General features: G+C 64.1%; 19 protein-coding genes. 7 read left to right on the top strand and 12 right to left on the bottom strand.

Annotated elements, in window-relative coordinates:
* Position 1 precedes the first annotated feature (1 nt).
* The 7 genes from QFZ83_RS15375 to QFZ83_RS15345 form a co-directional block, all read right to left on the bottom strand.
* Positions 2-1435 (bottom strand): virulence factor TspB C-terminal domain-related protein, encoded by a 1434-nt coding sequence (locus tag QFZ83_RS15375; RefSeq protein ID WP_307507868.1) that lies wholly within the window; start codon positions 1433-1435, stop codon positions 2-4.
* Positions 1436-1589: 154 nt separating this feature from the next.
* Positions 1590-1721, bottom strand: coding sequence for a major capsid protein (locus tag QFZ83_RS15370; protein ID WP_307507866.1), 132 nt, complete (start codon positions 1719-1721; stop codon positions 1590-1592).
* A 306-nt stretch (positions 1722-2027) separates the two neighbouring features.
* Positions 2028-2252 (bottom strand): hypothetical protein, encoded by a 225-nt coding sequence (locus QFZ83_RS15365; RefSeq protein ID WP_307507865.1) that lies wholly within the window; start codon positions 2250-2252, stop codon positions 2028-2030.
* Entirely contained in the window at positions 2249-2413 is a 165-nt protein-coding gene (locus QFZ83_RS15360) for a hypothetical protein (protein ID WP_307507863.1), read from the bottom strand. The genes QFZ83_RS15365 and QFZ83_RS15360 overlap by 4 nt, the downstream gene beginning before the upstream one ends.
* Complete coding sequence (locus QFZ83_RS15355; RefSeq protein ID WP_307507861.1) at positions 2413-2736, bottom strand: hypothetical protein; 324 nt, start codon at positions 2734-2736, stop codon at positions 2413-2415. Before QFZ83_RS15355 ends, QFZ83_RS15360 begins: the two co-directional genes overlap by 1 nt.
* Positions 2733-3788 carry a phage/plasmid replication protein, II/X family gene (locus QFZ83_RS15350; protein ID WP_307507859.1) on the bottom strand — a complete coding sequence of 352 codons (1056 nt, stop codon included), beginning with the start codon at positions 3786-3788 and terminating at the stop codon, positions 2733-2735. The genes QFZ83_RS15355 and QFZ83_RS15350 overlap by 4 nt, the downstream gene beginning before the upstream one ends.
* On the bottom strand, positions 3782-4132 hold the full coding sequence (locus tag QFZ83_RS15345) for a hypothetical protein (protein ID WP_307507857.1): 351 nt from the start codon (positions 4130-4132) through the stop codon (positions 3782-3784). Before QFZ83_RS15345 ends, QFZ83_RS15350 begins: the two co-directional genes overlap by 7 nt.
* Positions 4133-4221: 89 nt before the next feature.
* Here QFZ83_RS15345 and QFZ83_RS15340 point away from each other — a divergent pair, with 89 nt between their 5' ends.
* Complete coding sequence (locus QFZ83_RS15340) at positions 4222-4626, top strand: helix-turn-helix domain-containing protein (protein ID WP_373457504.1); 405 nt, start codon at positions 4222-4224, stop codon at positions 4624-4626.
* A gap of 192 nt (positions 4627-4818) precedes the next feature.
* On the opposite strand, the gene QFZ83_RS15335 is transcribed toward QFZ83_RS15340, so the two are convergent.
* The 4 genes from QFZ83_RS15335 to QFZ83_RS15320 all read right to left on the bottom strand — a co-directional run bounded on the left by QFZ83_RS15335 (position 4819) and on the right by QFZ83_RS15320 (position 8884).
* On the bottom strand, positions 4819-5664 hold the full coding sequence (locus tag QFZ83_RS15335; protein WP_307507853.1) for an amidohydrolase family protein: 846 nt from the start codon (positions 5662-5664) through the stop codon (positions 4819-4821).
* Positions 5657-6622 (bottom strand): tripartite tricarboxylate transporter substrate binding protein, encoded by a 966-nt coding sequence (locus QFZ83_RS15330; RefSeq protein WP_307507852.1) that lies wholly within the window; start codon positions 6620-6622, stop codon positions 5657-5659. The genes QFZ83_RS15335 and QFZ83_RS15330 overlap by 8 nt, the downstream gene beginning before the upstream one ends.
* Positions 6623-6743: 121 nt before the next feature.
* Entirely contained in the window at positions 6744-7718 is a 975-nt protein-coding gene (locus tag QFZ83_RS15325) for a tripartite tricarboxylate transporter substrate binding protein (protein WP_307507847.1), read from the bottom strand.
* Positions 7719-7756: 38 nt separating this feature from the next.
* Positions 7757-8884: a mandelate racemase/muconate lactonizing enzyme family protein gene (locus QFZ83_RS15320; RefSeq protein ID WP_307507844.1), complete on the bottom strand. Its 1128-nt coding sequence runs from the start codon at positions 8882-8884 to the stop codon at positions 7757-7759.
* 106 nt (positions 8885-8990) lie between these two features.
* Between QFZ83_RS15320 and QFZ83_RS15315 the strand changes: the two genes are divergently transcribed.
* Positions 8991-9857, top strand: a complete 867-nt coding sequence (locus QFZ83_RS15315; protein ID WP_307507841.1) for a LysR family transcriptional regulator — start codon at positions 8991-8993, stop codon at positions 9855-9857.
* Positions 9858-9909: 52 nt separating this feature from the next.
* Here the strand turns inward: QFZ83_RS15315 and QFZ83_RS15310 are convergent, their stop codons facing one another.
* Entirely contained in the window at positions 9910-10860 is a 951-nt protein-coding gene (locus tag QFZ83_RS15310; protein ID WP_307507838.1) for a LysR family transcriptional regulator, read from the bottom strand.
* 375 nt (positions 10861-11235) lie between these two features.
* Between QFZ83_RS15310 and QFZ83_RS15305 the strand changes: the two genes are divergently transcribed.
* The 5 genes from QFZ83_RS15305 to QFZ83_RS15285 all read left to right on the top strand — a co-directional run bounded on the left by QFZ83_RS15305 (position 11236) and on the right by QFZ83_RS15285 (position 15256).
* A complete protein-coding gene (locus QFZ83_RS15305; protein WP_307507836.1) occupies positions 11236-12168 on the top strand; it encodes an NAD(P)-dependent alcohol dehydrogenase in 933 nt (310 codons plus the stop codon).
* Position 12169: 1 nt separating this feature from the next.
* A complete protein-coding gene (locus QFZ83_RS15300; RefSeq protein WP_307507833.1) occupies positions 12170-12865 on the top strand; it encodes a YafY family protein in 696 nt (231 codons plus the stop codon).
* A 308-nt stretch (positions 12866-13173) separates the two neighbouring features.
* Positions 13174-13473: a superoxide dismutase gene (locus QFZ83_RS15295; RefSeq protein WP_306876883.1), complete on the top strand. Its 300-nt coding sequence runs from the start codon at positions 13174-13176 to the stop codon at positions 13471-13473.
* 28 nt (positions 13474-13501) lie between these two features.
* Positions 13502-14197 carry a type 1 glutamine amidotransferase domain-containing protein gene (locus QFZ83_RS15290; RefSeq protein WP_307507831.1) on the top strand — a complete coding sequence of 232 codons (696 nt, stop codon included), beginning with the start codon at positions 13502-13504 and terminating at the stop codon, positions 14195-14197.
* Positions 14198-14224: 27 nt separating this feature from the next.
* Positions 14225-15256: an amidohydrolase family protein gene (locus QFZ83_RS15285; protein ID WP_307507828.1), complete on the top strand. Its 1032-nt coding sequence runs from the start codon at positions 14225-14227 to the stop codon at positions 15254-15256.
* The last annotated feature ends 20 nt before the right edge of the window (positions 15257-15276 follow it).

The following is a 15276-nucleotide window of genomic DNA, read 5'->3' as shown; positions in this document are numbered from 1 at the left end:
TTCAACCTCTCATGATGATGACAGCGGCGACCAAGAAGCTGATCGCAACCAGGAGCGTGCCGAGCATGGGGAACGAATCGCAGGCACGAGAGAAGGGCAGCGCGACAGATCCACCTGCCACGCTGATGACCTTGTCGGTGATGCACCCTCCACCGCCGCCGATTGCATCGCTGGTATCGATGCTTGACGGGCTGATCGAAAGCGACACGTTGTTGGGATTGCTGCCGGTCTGGTTGCCGGTCTTCACACGCTCCTCGTTCGCGAGCACCGTCGATGCCTGGTCGGGATTGACCTTGCAGTTCTGCCTGAAGGTTTCCTCGGCCATGGCGTTGATGACCGCGTCATCGCTCTTGGCTACGAACCCCGTTGCACACGCGCCGTTGAACGCGCTTTGCGTCTCCTCGTTGCCGGCGCATTCTTTGGCCTTCGGGTTCTTACCGCAATAGTCCAACTGCGGCTGCTGCGTGCTGCTCGTCTGCTGCGCGGTGGAGGTCTGGCCACTGCTGTTTGTGCTGCTGGTGGTCGTGGTCGTGGTGGTCGTGCACGTGGTGCCGTTGCACGATGTGTTGGAGGTCGAACTTGTCCCGGTGCCGGACGTAGGCGCCGGGGTGCCATCCGCGTTGGTACCGGTGTTGCTGGTACTGCCGCTGGTGCCGGACGACGATCCAGCTTCGCCTGGTGTAACGCACACGTTCGTGCCATTGACGGTGCCAGGCACCTTGCCATCGGGGCACCGCTGGGCATCGGGTGTAGGCGTTGGGTCAGGCGCCGGCGCCGTAGGTCCTCCATCGGGTGCACACGGCTGGCCGGTGTACGTGGCCGACTTGAAATGCACCGTGCACCTGGTTCCACCGCACGCCCAATACGCCGGAGTTCCATTCGCCTGGCACTGCTCGATGCACACATTGCGCGGAGCAAACATACCGCTCGAAGACGCTGGCTTCGTGGTCGAAAACTCTTGCGTGACGCCAGGCGCGATCGCGGGCAGAGTGGCCTTGTCCACACAGATGCTCCCAGGTGTCTTGCATAGCCCGTCCCGCTCCTCATATCCGGTGTCGCACTTGCAGACCCCGCCGATCAACAGACTGTGATCAGGACACACATTCGACACCTGCCGGATGTTGAGAGTGAACGAACCAAAATTGCAGCCGCTCCCTGCGCACGAGTAATTGGTCAACACAGAGGGCGAGCCCGACATGTAGGTCCCACTCGTGTAATAGGTCGCTGCAGCTGGCGTACAGGTACTGCCGCGCACGGCAGTGGTGATCGAGACAACGCCAAACAGCGAAGGCGGTAGCGTCTTTATGAACGCCACCCCAGCATCACAAGCCTGTTGGTTGGTCGAGTACCAATTGCCCTCGTTCACAGCGTCTTTGTAGACCTGGAAGCCGGAGTAGGGAACGATCGTTGCGAAGGCACCGACGGTGAACAGCAAGCCGAAGCCGCAAAGTATCAGGCGGAGAAGATGAGCCATACAGCAGGTAGCAAAGCGATGAGGATGTAGATACCCATGGAGGCCCTTTACGAAGCACCGGGATCGATGCTTTGGAAAGGGGCGGGGCAGGGCGTCCCCTGCACCGCACCCGCAATCAGCGTCCGATGGCCGAACGCACGTACGAGAAGGCCTTGACGCCGACGCGCACGATCAGGTCGGCATTGCCGACCAGGATCACCGACGCCGACACGGCGGCGATAGCAGCAACAACAGCGGTCACATCCATGATTCACTCACTTTCTTGGTGGTTATGTCCGGAGCTTTGAATTTGGCGAGCGACTACCCGGAACCCGTAGCCGATTGCCCAGACGAGGACGATGGCGCCCCCGATCAGTTGCCCTTCCTCGATCGTCAGATCGAGGGCGGGAATGTGGAGCTCGTGCACGACCGTGACGGTGCATGCAGAAGCGCATTGAATGACGGTAGGGTCAGCCACGCAGCCAGCCCTCGACCAGTGCAACCACGGCGATAGCGGCGAGCGCGCCGAGCTTCCAGACGAAGCTCTTGCCGAAGGTGCGGATGAGCCAACGCATCAGCGCTTGCGCAGCAACTGCGCCCTCAACAGCTTGACGATGACATCGCTCTGCGTGAGCGTGGGATCGACGTCCATGTGCTGCCGGCGCAGGTAGGCATCGAGACCTTCCTTCACGTCGGCAGGCAACACCACGTTGACCTGGTGGCCCTTGCGCGCACGGTACGCCGCCTGGCGCTGTGCGGGCGTCTTGGGCGCGTCACTAGTGACGACTGCTTGAATCACTGTTTGCCCCAGTGAATGACAGGGACAGTCGAATGGTCGCGGCGGCGTGCGCGTTCGATACGTTCGCGACGTTCGGCACGCTCGCCAGCGGACCAAATGGCGCCGCACAAGCCCATGCCAGCGAGCAGGCCAGCGAGGAGGAGGGCGAGGGCGGCTTCCATCACGCAGCCTTAGGAAGTTGCTGGACGGGTGCGGCGCTACGTGCGATAGGGCGCACGTCGAGCACCTTGGTCTCGCGCTTGCCGAAGCGCATCACGTCCTCGACGGTGAGCTCTGCATCGACCGGGAAATCGAGGTGCTCGATGCGCTTCACGAGCTCGACGTCCACGCGGTATTCCGTGCCCATGGCGCCCTTGGTCAGGCCCTGATCGCTGTGCGACGTTTCGAGCTTGACGGTCGCAAAGACCTTGCCAATGGAGAACGGCTTCTTCGACTCTTTGCCGGTGCCTTCCAGGCGCTCGACTCCAACCACTGTGACTCTCATGCTGCTTTCCTTTCGCCGAAGTCGTACCAAGAAGGAACGCGCGCGGGCCGGACTTCGATCGTCCGCACACGTGGTTTGAAATCGATCACGTTGCGACGCACCGCGATGTCGATTCCATAGGGGAGCAGGCCCTTGCGGTGCCGCTTGAAAGTTGCGAGGGACATGCGGCGTTCGAGGTCATCACCGGCCAGCCAATCGCGGGCTGTTCGCCGCAGGGCGTTGGGTAGCTCCTGCATGTCGTCGTGCGTGTGTTCGGCTCGCGTCAGCACAGCCTTGCGTTCCTCGAAAAGCAATTCGAGTTGGTCCATGTCTAGACCTCCGAGGTAGTTGCACCCCATCGAGTGCAGTTGTGTCGCTTTAACGGTTAGCTCGAAGCGCACGAGCCCGACCACTTCACAGTGCTCGATCAGTTCGAGCCCGGCACCATGTGCGCGGAGCTCATCGGATTTGAGGTACGCCTTTGCGTAGAGACGGCGTGAGCCTCGGCCCCAGTCGACGGTTTCACCGTTGCCATGCGTGCCCACCTTGATGCGTGCCGATCCCTGTTGGGTGGCGAGCCATTCGAGGTAAGCGCGTGCGTTGGAAAGGGAGCCCGTCTCGAAATTGGCCGTCATGTCGATACGCGACAGATGCGCACCAGTCCAAGCCGATTTCAGGAGGAGCCCGGTCTGCGTCTTGACATGCCGGTAGAACTTTTCGCCCTTGGTGAAGGGTGGCAATCCGAGGTCAGCCAGGATCGAATTAACGATCTCGACGCACTGGTCGAGGTCGTAGCCGAACACGTTGTCAGGTCGGCCGAAGCGCGAGACGTTGCCATCGAACTTAACGGTGTTGCCATCGCACCGCACCTGCACGGAGGTTTCGAAGCTGCCTTCGATGGTGGAGGCCTTGACGCACTTCCACTTGACCTCACCGGTCGAGTCGGTGGACCAGACGACGCCGGCGGAGACGATGGGAAGGGGGCCTCGGTGTTCCTGGTACAGGGACAGCCAGTCGACGAAAAAGGAGCGCTGTGGCTCATTTTTGAGCCGTTTGTGACGTGTTACTAGCACGTCACCCCCTGGGAGCCCGCCGCGCGGTCGGCCCTCGTACCTCGGGCCTCGTGCGCGTCGAGCTCGCAAACACAGCGACCATCGACACCGCCGCACTGGCGCGAACGCTTCGCCGGGAACGACTGCAAGCCCTTGACCGGAAACAGAAGTTCTAGTTTCCACATCTCGCCCGCGTCCTGGTGGTCCCAGGCGGCGACGATCCGGGCGCAGTAGACGACCGGACCGGATTTGACCTGGAGGAACTGACCGGCAAGGACCTCGCCTTCGTCGGCGGCTTCGCGGCAGCGGCGGGCGTGTACCGCATGCGTGTAAGGCTCAGGTGGCGTTGCGCCAAATGCTCTCATTGCCCCTCCGGGTGTACATTTCGTTCTTACGGAATTCCGAAAGGATTTCCGATTTACGAAATGTAGCAAGAATTTCCGGAGAACCGTAAATGCCAATGCCTATTGACATTTCCTCACTGATAGAGCGAGCTAAAAGCCAGAGCGGGATGACGCTCGGCCAACTTGCGGCCGACCTCGAAGTGAGCCAGGCACGAATCAGCGAGTGGAAAAAAGGAAAGTACTGGCCCGATGCGAGCCAGATCATGTACTTCGCTCAGAAGGCAGGGCTACCCGAGTTCGACACGCTCGCCGAGCTTGAAGCACAGCACAACGAAAAGGCCGCGCCGATCTGGCAGGCCGCCCTGGGAAAGCTCCGCGCGGCAGGAGTAGCCGCGACGTTGATGTTCACACTCGCGATCTCTTCGCTCCTGATGAGCCCAACGGACACGAAGGCAGCGGGCACTCATGAACCTGGTTCGATAACGTCCGGTTCCGCCAAACAAAAGCCCCTGTAGTTGAAAGACTACAGGGGCTTTTCGTTTGGGGCGGCACATCGACGTGGCCGGGTGTCGGTCTGCCCATGTTTTGATTCGCGTCGGTCACCGCGCGAAATTTCTTCTAGAGCGGCGTCTGCACCTGAGCCTTGCAAGCCTTTGCATCGACGCACATCTCGAGCACGCGAACGCAAGCAGGATGGCGCCGAATACCTACAGCCGACCGCGGTCGTACAGCGCGCCAGGATTCTCATGCATGACGCGCCTCAGCAGCTCAGGCACATCCAGCCAGTGCGAGATGGTCAGCCCGATCTCCGGCGCTTCAGGCGGAGGAAATGGATGCCTCGAACTCGGCGGATGAGGCCAGTCGCTTCCCCACACCAGGCGCCGGGAGTTGGCAGCGACCATCGCATCGACCAGCGGGCGCAGCGAGTGCCACGGCCCCTCGGTCCGCTGCCCCCGGTACGAACCCGACAGCTTGACCCACGCCTGCCCCTCACGTATGAGCGCCAGCAGGTCCGCGAAGGCGGAACTGCGCAGCAGCTCATCGACCGGGTGATGTCCAAAATGGTCGATCACGACCGGCATGCCGCTGGCCGCAATCTGCTTGACCACGCCAAGGTCCTCCACCAGATCGACCAGCACCTGGATATGCCATCCGAAGGGCTTCACCCGGTCGATGACGCTGTCGATGTCGTCCGGCGCACCTGGAAAAAGCCGGTTGATGCGAGTCCCGCAAGCGCCGAGCTTGTGCCAGCGGGCAATCTGCGCATCGGAGGTGACGGCCGCGTCGGGGTACACGACAGCAACGCCCCGAAGCCAATCGCCGTTCGTGGCCAGCGCATCTTCGAAGCTTGAGTGGTCCGCGCCGTAAACGCTGGGATGAACCAGAACGGCGCGTTGGATGCCCCTTGACTCGCACACCTGTCGAAACGCGTCGAGCGGTGCGTCCTCGGGGATGTAGGCCCCGCCCGGTGCAAGCGGGTAGCGCGCGTTGTCGAACACATGGAAATGGCAGTCCCACCATGGCTCCGCTGCTGCTCGGCTGTCGTTACTCATTGACCAATTTCCCTTGCTTGACGAGCGAGACCGCCAAGGCCTCGTCCGCTTTGAGGATCTCGGCGAAGCGCTTCGGGTCCTCATAGTGGGCGCCGCTGCCGATCGCTTTCAGGCCGAGGTCGAACGCCGGGTCGCTGGCGACCTTTTGCGCCGCGGCGGTGAGGGCTGCGATTACGGAGGGCGCGACACCCTTGGGCGCAAGAAGGCCGATGTACGTGCTGGCGTCGAATTCCGGCAGACCGGCTTCCTTCAGCGAGCGTGTGTCGGGCACCGACGCATCGCGCGTGAGGCCGAGCACCACCAGCGTGGTCAGGGTGCCGGCTTTCAGATGAGGAAGGGAGCTGCTGATCTGGTCGAACATGACATCGATGGTGCCCCCGCGCAGATCGATCAACGCGGGACCGGAGCCCTTGTAGGCGACCGGTGTGAAGCGGCAGTTCGCAGCGTTCTCGAACTGCAGCATGGCCAGGTGGTTGGGCGATCCGGGACCAGCGTGGCCCACATTGAGTTTTCCGGGGTTGGCGCGGGCGTAGGCGATGAACTCCTCGACCGTCTTGAAGCGCACATCGCCGTTTCGAACCACGACGGCAATGGAGGTCTTGCTCAGAACGCCGATCGGCACGAAGTCGTCCAGCTTGTACGGCGTCTTGAACATGTGAGGCAATGTGCCGAGCTGGCCGGGCGTGGCCGCCAGCAGCGTTGCCCCATCGGCAGGCGCCTTCGATACGAGGGCGGTCCCGATGGCGCCGCCGCCACCGCCCCGGTTGTCCACGATCACGCTCTGTCCCAACAGCTTGGCATACGGCACCGCGATCCAGCGCGCCACGATGTCGGCGTTGCCGCCGGGTGCGAAGGGAACGATCAGGGTGATGGGCTTGTTGGGCAGCGCCTGTCCCCAGGACGCGCCTGCGACGAGCGAGGCGCCGGCCACGAGAGCCGAACGACGGGTGATATTCATGTTGTGTCTCCGAGTTGATGTTTGCCTGCGCCCTGGAACAGGCGATGCACGCGCGCTGGTGCCCGGCGCTTTTCTTTTGACGTGACGTGATGTGATGTGGCGTCACCTGACGAGGCGCGCCTCAGGCGTCGACCTTGATACCGCGCGCCTGGATGAGCCTGGCCCACTTGGCGCGCTCGTCGCGCATGAAGGCGTCGAAGCGTTGCGGCGTGCCGCCGCCATCTTCGGCGCCGAACTCTTCCAGCCTGCTCACGACATCCGGCATCTTCAGCACCTGGTTGACGTCGTTGTTGATGCGCGCCACCACGTCCGCCGGCATCCTGGCGGGCCCGACGAGGCCGAACCAGATGCTGGCGTTGAACCCCGGATAGCCCTGTTCGGCAACCGTGGGGACATCGGCGAAGGCCTTCGCCCGCTTCAAGCCGGTCTGCGCTATGGCGTTGATTTTTCCGCCCTTGATGAACGGTGATGCGGTGGTCATGCCTTCGAACGCGTAGTCGATCTGGCTTCCGACCAGGTCCGTCATCACGTTGGCGGCCCCTCTGTAAGGAACGTGCAGTGCAGAGACATTCGCCGACTGCTCGAACAAGGCCAATGCCAGGTGCTGCGCCGAGCCCGTGCCCGACGAACCGAAGCTCACCTCGCCGGGTTTCTTCTTGAGCTGCTCGAGCAAGGCAGGGAGGGTCGCGGCCGACTTGGGACTCGCGACCAGCACCTGCGGCGTCTGTCCCACGAGCGCGATCGCCGCGAAGTCCTTGTCCGGCGAGAAACCGAGCTTGGGGTAGAGCGCAGGCGCAATGCCCAGCGCGTTGATGTGTCCCATCATGAGCGTGTTTCCGTCGGGAGCCGCCTTCGCCGCCTCGGCCGCTGCGATAAGACCCGCGGCGCCGGCCTTGTTCTCGACGATGACCGGGATGCCCCACAAGACATTGAGCTTGTTCGCGATGATGCGCGCCAGGATGTCCGTGCCGCCTCCCGCGGAGAAGCCCACCAGAATCCGCACCGGCCCGGCAGGCAGCTTGCCTTGGGCGAATGCCGGATTCGCGCAAAGCGCGCCCGCGGCGGCGACCGTTGAAAGAAAGTGTCTTCGGTGCATTGGGTGTCTCCTTGTTGTGTTCGTCTACCTCCGAGGGCTCAGGTGCCGACCTTGGTCCAGCGGCCGAATTTCGAGACCTGCGCCTCGTCGAAGTTGAAGCCCAGGCCCGGCGTCTGGTGCAGTACCACGCGGCCCTTGGTCTGTTCGAGCTGGCGGTCCAGCAGGCGGCGGAAGTTCAGCACCTGGTCGTCCCAGAAGAACTCGACGTAGCGAGCGTTGGGCGTGGACGCCACCAAAGGTGCATGCACGTCGTGGAACCAATGCGGGCACATCTGGATGCCATAGCCGGCAGCCATCGCGGCAATGCGCTTCCATTCCGTGATGCCGCCGCACACGGCCGCATCGGTTTGCAGAATCGCAGCGGCTCCCATGTCCAGCAAGTGCTTGTGATACCAGCGGCCGTAGCCGATTTCCGCGGTCGCCACCGGGATGCGAGTCAGCTTGGCGAGGCGCGCGTGGCTTTCGACATCGTCGGGACCGAACGGCTCCTCGATGAAGTACGGGTCGTATTGCTCGATGCGGCGCAGGTACTGCATCGCCTGCACCGTATCGATCCAGCCGTTGTTGCAGTCGAGCATCAGCTCGACGTCGGGCCCGATGGCTTCGCGGGCCGCCTTGACGCGCGACTCTTCGCCTTGAGGACTCCAGCGGCCCGTCTTCATCTTGACCGCCTTGAAGCCCAGCTCGACATAGCCGGCCATTTCTTCACCGACGTGCTCGGCCGTCTTGCCGTCCACGTAGTAGCCGCCGCTCGCATAGGCCGCAACGGTCTCCAGTTCCACGGCACCGAGATACTTGTGAAGCGGCAGCCTGGCAGTCCGCGCGTTGAGGTCCCACAGCGCAATGTCCAGTGCGCTCAGTGCACGCATGACGGTGCCCATGCGGCCCTGCAAGAGCGCCTCCTGGTACATGTCTTTCCACAGACCTTCGACGGCCAGCGAATCGCGCCCGATCAGCACAGGCGCCAGCAATTGCTCGACCGCAACGCGAAAGATTTCGCCGGCCGCATTGCCGACATAGCAGAAGCCGATGCCTTCGACGCCGTCGGTGCTCCGGACCTTGACCAGGCCGTAGTGCCGGTCGACCACCGTGCGGTTCGAGAGGTAAGTGACTTTTTCCAGCGGTACTCGCGCAACGCAGACTTCAATGGATTCGATGATGGGCATTGGGGCTCCTCGGTAGGCAATCAGGATTGATGGGCTCGACTTTGCCGAGCGATGACTGCTCAAGAAAGGTGTCTTCCAATGGTTCAGATGACGCAAAATCCGTCGAATGGATACACGCTTTCTGCAGAGCTTCGTGGCCGTGGTCGACAGCGGCTCCGTGGCCGATGCCTCTCGCCGACTGGATTTGCCGGCAACCACGGTGACGCAGCAGATGCGCTCTCTCGAGGCGGACATCGGCTGCCAGCTCCTGACCCGCGTCGGGCGAACGGTCAAGCCCACGGTGGTCGGTGCGCGCCTGGTCGACCAGGCGCGGGAAGTCTTGAGGGGCGTGCGCGAACTGCGTTCGGCCGCATCCGATACCGGGTTGCCGGCAGGTCCATTGCGATTGGGCGCAACGCCCACGGCGTTGATGGGCATGGTCCCTGCGCTGCTGCGGCGCTGGATGAGCGCGCACCCGACCATCCAGGTCTACATCGAGCCCGGGACGTCATCTAAGTTGCTCGAGCAGGTGGTGAGCGGCAACCTGGATGTGGCCATCCTGGTTCATCCCACCTTCGCCATGCCCAAGACCTGCGAGTGGCGCGTGCTGCGGAGCGAGGCGCTGATTCTTCTCGCGCCCCGGGAGATGGCGGTCCGCAACCCCTTGCTCACCGCGGCGCGCGAGCCGTTCATCCTCTACGACCGCAAGGTGGTTGCGGGCAAGATGGCCGACGAATACCTGCGGAGCCGCGGCATCAAGCCCAAGGTGCGGTTCGAGCTCGATGGCATCGAGCACATCGCGCAGTTGGTGGCCGAGGGCTTCGGCGTTTCGATCCTCCCGGACTGGCCAGCCGTCGGCAAATCCGATGGCCGCACCAAGCGATGCCCGCTCCCTCCGCCGTGCCCGTCACGGGAAGTCGGCATGGTGTGGTCGCGCGCGTCCCTGCGGTCGCCACTGGCCGATGCACTCTACGCGCTCGTCGAGCGGAAGTAGCGAGCCGATTCCATCGCTGTTGACGGGCGCGCCGGAAACGAGGCGAGGCTCGCTAGCCGCCTTCCACCGGCACACCCAATGCCTTGGGCAGTTGCTCCACCAGCGCATCCACCGCCAGCCGCAGGCGCAGCGGCATGTGCGGCGCAGCAGGCCAGAGGGCGTAGCAATCCATCGAAGCGCCGGGCTGGTCGTCCAGCACGCTGACCAGCGCCCCGGTGCGCAGGCGCTCCTTCACCAGCCATTCGGGTAACCACGCAAGGCCGAGCCCGGCCGTCGCCGCGTCCGCAATGGACTCCAGGTCGTCGAGCTGCAGGCGCGACGTGAGCGGCATCTCCGTGATGCGTCCCGTCGCATCGGGCAACTGCCAGGTGTTGATGCGGTCGGCACGCCGGTAGATGAGGACGCTGTGCGAGGCCAGTTCGCCCGTGTTCTGCGGTCGCCCATGCGCGGCGAGGTAAGCCGGGGAGGCGCACACGCGCTTGCGCTGCACCACCAGCTTGCGTGCGCGCAGGCCTTCGCTTTCATGCCCGAGGAAGCCGCTGCGAACGGCGAGGTCGAAGCCCTCGGCCAGCACATCGACAGGCCGGTCGCTGAAGCTCAGGAGCAGTTCGAGCGACGGATGCTCGCGCGCGAGTTCCAGGAGGATCGGCGCGATGCAATGGCGGCCGAACAAGACCGGCATCGAGACGCGCAAGCGGCCCGCCACCTGGTGCCGGCCGGACTCCATTTGCGCCTCGGCCGCCTGCAGTTCCGCGAGCGCGCGCAGGCAGTGTTCGTAGTAGATCTGGCCGTCTTCGGTGAGGCTTTGCACGCGCGTGGTGCGATGAAACAGGCGCACGTCCAGGCGCGCCTCCAGCCGCGCGATCGCCTTGCCCACGGCCGAGCGGGTGAGGCTCAGGTGCTCGGCCGCGCGGGTGAAGCCGCCCAGGCGCACGACATCCACGAACAAGGTCACGCCGTCGAGCCGCTCCTGGCGTTCCGGTGGCGCCTTGGCCAAATACATTGGGGAATTCAGATCAGTGGACATGGGAATTTGCTTCTACATTGGATAGTATTTTTCTACTTAGTATGCCTGCCGATGGCTCCAGTGGGAATGCGCGGCAACAAGGACTAGGCTGGGTGACGCGGTTCTTTTCCTGCCGCGGGCTTGTTTGCCGACACCAGGAGCTTCAGTCATGCGCTGCATTGCAGTCGCGTCAGCCGAGCAGGGCGGGGCACCACGAAGACTGGTGCCAAAACCTGGCACCAGCGCTGCCTAGACTGAAATTTCTCAGGCAACACAAGGAAATATCGTGACTCAAGCCAACAGCGCCGCACCGGAAATTGCGCGCGCGGTGATCCGGGACTTCGCTGCATCGTTCGCACGGAGCAACCGGTCATGAAGCGCATTCAATACGGCATGTACGGCGGTCCGGAGCTGATGCGGCTCGACGAGTTCGAGCTGGCGGCGCCCGGCCAAGGGCAGGTGGCCGTGAAGGTGAGGTTCGCAGCCATCAACCCCATCGACTGGAAGCTGCGCAACGGCCAGATGAAGATCGTCACGGGCAAGGCGTTTCCGCGCGCCATGGGGTTCGACTTCGCCGGCACGGTCACCGCCGTCGGGCCCGGCGTCACGCGCTTCGTCCCTGGCGATGCGGTGTTCGGGCTTGCGCGCTTCAAGGAAAGCGGCGCGTTGGGCGAAGCCGTGATTGCGAACGAAACCGCCTTGGCGCTGAAGCCCGGCAACATCTCCTTTGAGGATGCGGCTTGCCTTGGAACCCCCGGCGTCACGGCGTGGAACGGGCTGGTCGACAAGGCGAAGCTGACAGCCGGGCAGCATGTCTTTATCAACGGCTGCACCGGCGCGGTCGGCGAAGCGGCTGTCCAGATTGCGCGAATGCACGGCGCCATCGTCTCCGGCACTTGCAGCGCGGCAACCATGGCGCGGGCACGTGCCCTCGGTCTGCAGAACGTCTTCGACTACCGGACCACCGACTTGTCGAAGATGCGCGAGCGTTTCGACGTCGTCTACGACACGGCCGCCACGATGACGACCGCCCTGGGCTTGGGCCTGCTGCGCGAGGACGGCGTGTTCCTGGACCTCGATCCCACGCCGGGCAAGTTCATCCGTTCGGTCTTCAACCGGCGGCTCAAACCGATCGTCTGCACGCCGCGGCCCGACATTCTGGACGGCCTCGCCCGTGCCGCGGAGGAGGGCAAGTTCCGGATGCCGATCGCCGAGATCGTTCCCCTGAACGAGGCGATCGGCCTCGTCACCGCGCTCGAAGCGGGCCGCAAGCTCGGCGGCAAGGGCCTCGTGGCGATGGCCTGACATGTCGCGAAGCCACCGCCTGTTCGATCTCATGCAGGTGCTTCGCAGGCACCGCGGAACCGTGTCCGGGGAAGTGCTGGCGCGCGAGACGGGCGTGTCGCTGCGGACCATCCGCCGCGACATCGCCACGCTGCAATCCATCGGGGCGCACATCGAGGGCGAGGCCGGCGTCGGCTATATCCTCCGGCCCGACTTCCTGCTGCCGCCGCTGTCTTTTACGGAAGAAGAGGTGCAGGCGCTGGTGGTCGGTGCGCAGTGGGTGAGCCGCCACGCCGACGAGGCGCTGGCGCTTGCCGTGCAGAACGCGCTCGCAAAAATCAACGGCGTGCTTCCGGCCGAGATGAGGGCGGAGCTGGACGACAACGCGCTCTACATCTTTCGCAAGAGAAAAGAAGCCTCGGTCTTCGATCTGGCGCAGGTGCGGCGGGCCATGCGCGAGCAGCGAAAGATGCACATCGGGTACGCGGACGACAGCGGGGCCGTTTCGCAGCTGACCCTCTGGCCGATCATGCTCGGCTTCGTCGAATCGCAGCGGTTGATCGCCGCGTGGTGCGAGGAGAGCGGCGACTTCTGCCGCATTCGCACAGACCGCATCGTGACGGTCGATTTCCTGGACGAACGCTATCCGCGTGCGCGGCGGCAGCTCGTCAAGGAATGGCGAGCTGGGCTTCCCTGCAACCAGTCCGACAGCACCTAGCACGCTCGGTGCCTTTCGAGTGCGTGGCGCCGAGCCACGGCCTTTCACGTTGCGCACGACCCGTCCATTGGTGAATTTGAGCCGTCCCGCAAGGGAACACTTTTCTACATTGGATCGTATTTTTCTACCTTAACATCATTTTCAAGAAGAAATAGAGAATTCTGGGCGACAAAGCCAGAGGGCAATCAACTCCCTCTGATCGTTCTTCTGCCGCCGCGGCGCAGGAATCGCCGCGCCCGGCCGCCGCACGTCCCAGGCCGTTCGCCGACTTCAACCCGCTTGATGCGTTTTCACCAAGGAGCCTCTTCATGAAATTTCTTTGCCTCGACATCCCCGCGCCCGGTGCCACCCTGGAAAAGTACCAGCCGCACATGCAGGACGAAGCCCGCCACGCCTGGCAGCTCTACAAGGGCGGCGTCGTGCGCGACATCTACTTCCGCCAGGACCGCCCCGGCGTGGCCATCATTGCCGAGTGCGAATCGGCCGACGTCGCCCTAAAGACACTGCGCGAATTTCCGCTCGCCAAGGCCGGTCTCCTCGATTGGGATGTCATCCCGCTCGGACCCTTCCTGAACTGGGAATCGCTTTTCGCACCGGGCAACGCCTGAAGCGCGCCGAACACAGGAACCGACGACCATGACCAAGCAAGCCTCCGGACTCAAGCCCATCCTCTTCGTCGTCAGCAGCAATGCTGTGAAGGGCGCGACGGGCATTCCCACCGGCTACAACCTGGCCGAAGTCACCCATCCGCTGGAAAAGCTGCAGGCAGCCGGCATCCAGGTGGAGTTCGCGTCCATCCTGGGTGGCGACGCGCCGCTCGATGGGCTTGAGGACATGAAAGACCCGGTCATCGCCCGCTACTGGGCCGATGCCGATTTCCGCCACGCCATCTCCCACACGCTGTGCATCGACGATGTGGACCCGTCGCGCTACTCGGCCATCTTCTTTGCGGGCGGCCACGGCACGATGTGGGACTTCCCCGACAACGCGGCCGCGCAGAAGGCCATCCGCGAGATCGATGCGGCCGGCGGCATCGTCTCGGCCGTGTGCCATGGCCCTGCGGCCCTGGTCAACGCGCGCCGCGCCGACGGCAGCCTGCTGGTGGCTGGCAAGCGGGTGGCTGCCTTCACCAACGGCGAGGAAGAGGAGGTGGAGTCCACGCACGTCGTGCCTTTCCTGCTCGCATCCACGCTCAACGAACGCGGCGCGCAGCATCAGAACGCCGCCAACTGGGCCGACAACGTGGTCGTCGACGGGCGGCTCATCACCGGACAGAACCCGCAGTCCGCCGCGAGCCTGGGCATCGCGCTGCGCGACGCCCTGTTGGCATAAGGCCGCTGAAGCTTTCAAGGGGATCGCGTGAAACTGATCTGTGTCGAAGAGCACGTGCTTGACCGTGCCATCGGTGGCGCCACCCAGGCGCTGGTGCGCGCCGAGGCGCCTTACTTCGGCGACTGGGGCAGTCGCGTGGTGGACGGCCGGAACGTGGCCGACCCGAGCCGCCCGCATGTCATTGCGCCCAGCGAGTCCGCGCGCAAGGGGCTGGAGATGGGGCCTGCGCGCCTGGCCGACATGGATGCCGCCGGCATCGACATGCAGGTGCTCTCCTATGGCGGGTTTCCGCAGTTGCTGCCCTCCGCGGAGGCCATCGCGCTGAACCGCGCGGCCAACGACAAGCTGGCCGAAACGGCGCGGACGCATCCCACGCGCTTCGCGGGTTTTGCCACGCTGCCTTGGCAAGCGCCCGAGGCGGCCGCGCGCGAGCTGGAGCGGGCGGTGAAAGAGCTCGGCCTCCAGGGCGCGCTCATCAATGGCCAGCCCGGCGACACCTTCCTGGACGACGCGCACTATGAGCCGATCCTTGCGGCGTTCAGCGAATTGAAGGTGCCGCTGTACGTGCACCCCGGCCTGCCGCTGCCCGCGGTGCAGGCGCCGTACTACGGTGGCCTCGAGCGCGAGCTCAGCGCGCGCCTGGCCATGTTCGCCTGGGGCTGGCACAACGAGTCGGGCATCCAGGTCGTGCGCATGCTGCTCGCGGGTGCCTTCGACCGGCACCCCGGGCTGCAGGTCATCAGCGGCCATTGGGGCGAGATGGTGCCGTTCTTCCTGCAGCGGCTGGAAGACTCCATTCCGCAGGAAGCCTCGGGCCTCAGGCGTCCCATCGTGCAGACCTACCGCGAGCATGTGTACGTCTCGCCCAGCGGCATGCTCACGCTGCCGCACTTCCAGTTCATTCATGCGCTGATGGGCGCCGAGCGCATTCTTTATTCGATCGACTACCCGTATCAAAGCCTGGACGGCGCGCGAGCCTTCATCGAGCGCCTGCCCGTGAGCGACGCGGACAAGGCCCTCATTGCCCACGGCAACGCCGAGCGCCTGCTGGGCCTGTGATGCAGCTTCAACCCGAAGCA

The sequence above is a fragment of the Variovorax sp. W1I1 genome (genome assembly GCF_030815625.1).
Classification (GTDB): domain Bacteria; phylum Pseudomonadota; class Gammaproteobacteria; order Burkholderiales; family Burkholderiaceae_C; genus Variovorax; species Variovorax paradoxus_C.
The sequence above is the reverse complement of the archived record's forward strand: the minus strand, read 5'-3'. Positions and strand labels throughout refer to the sequence as shown.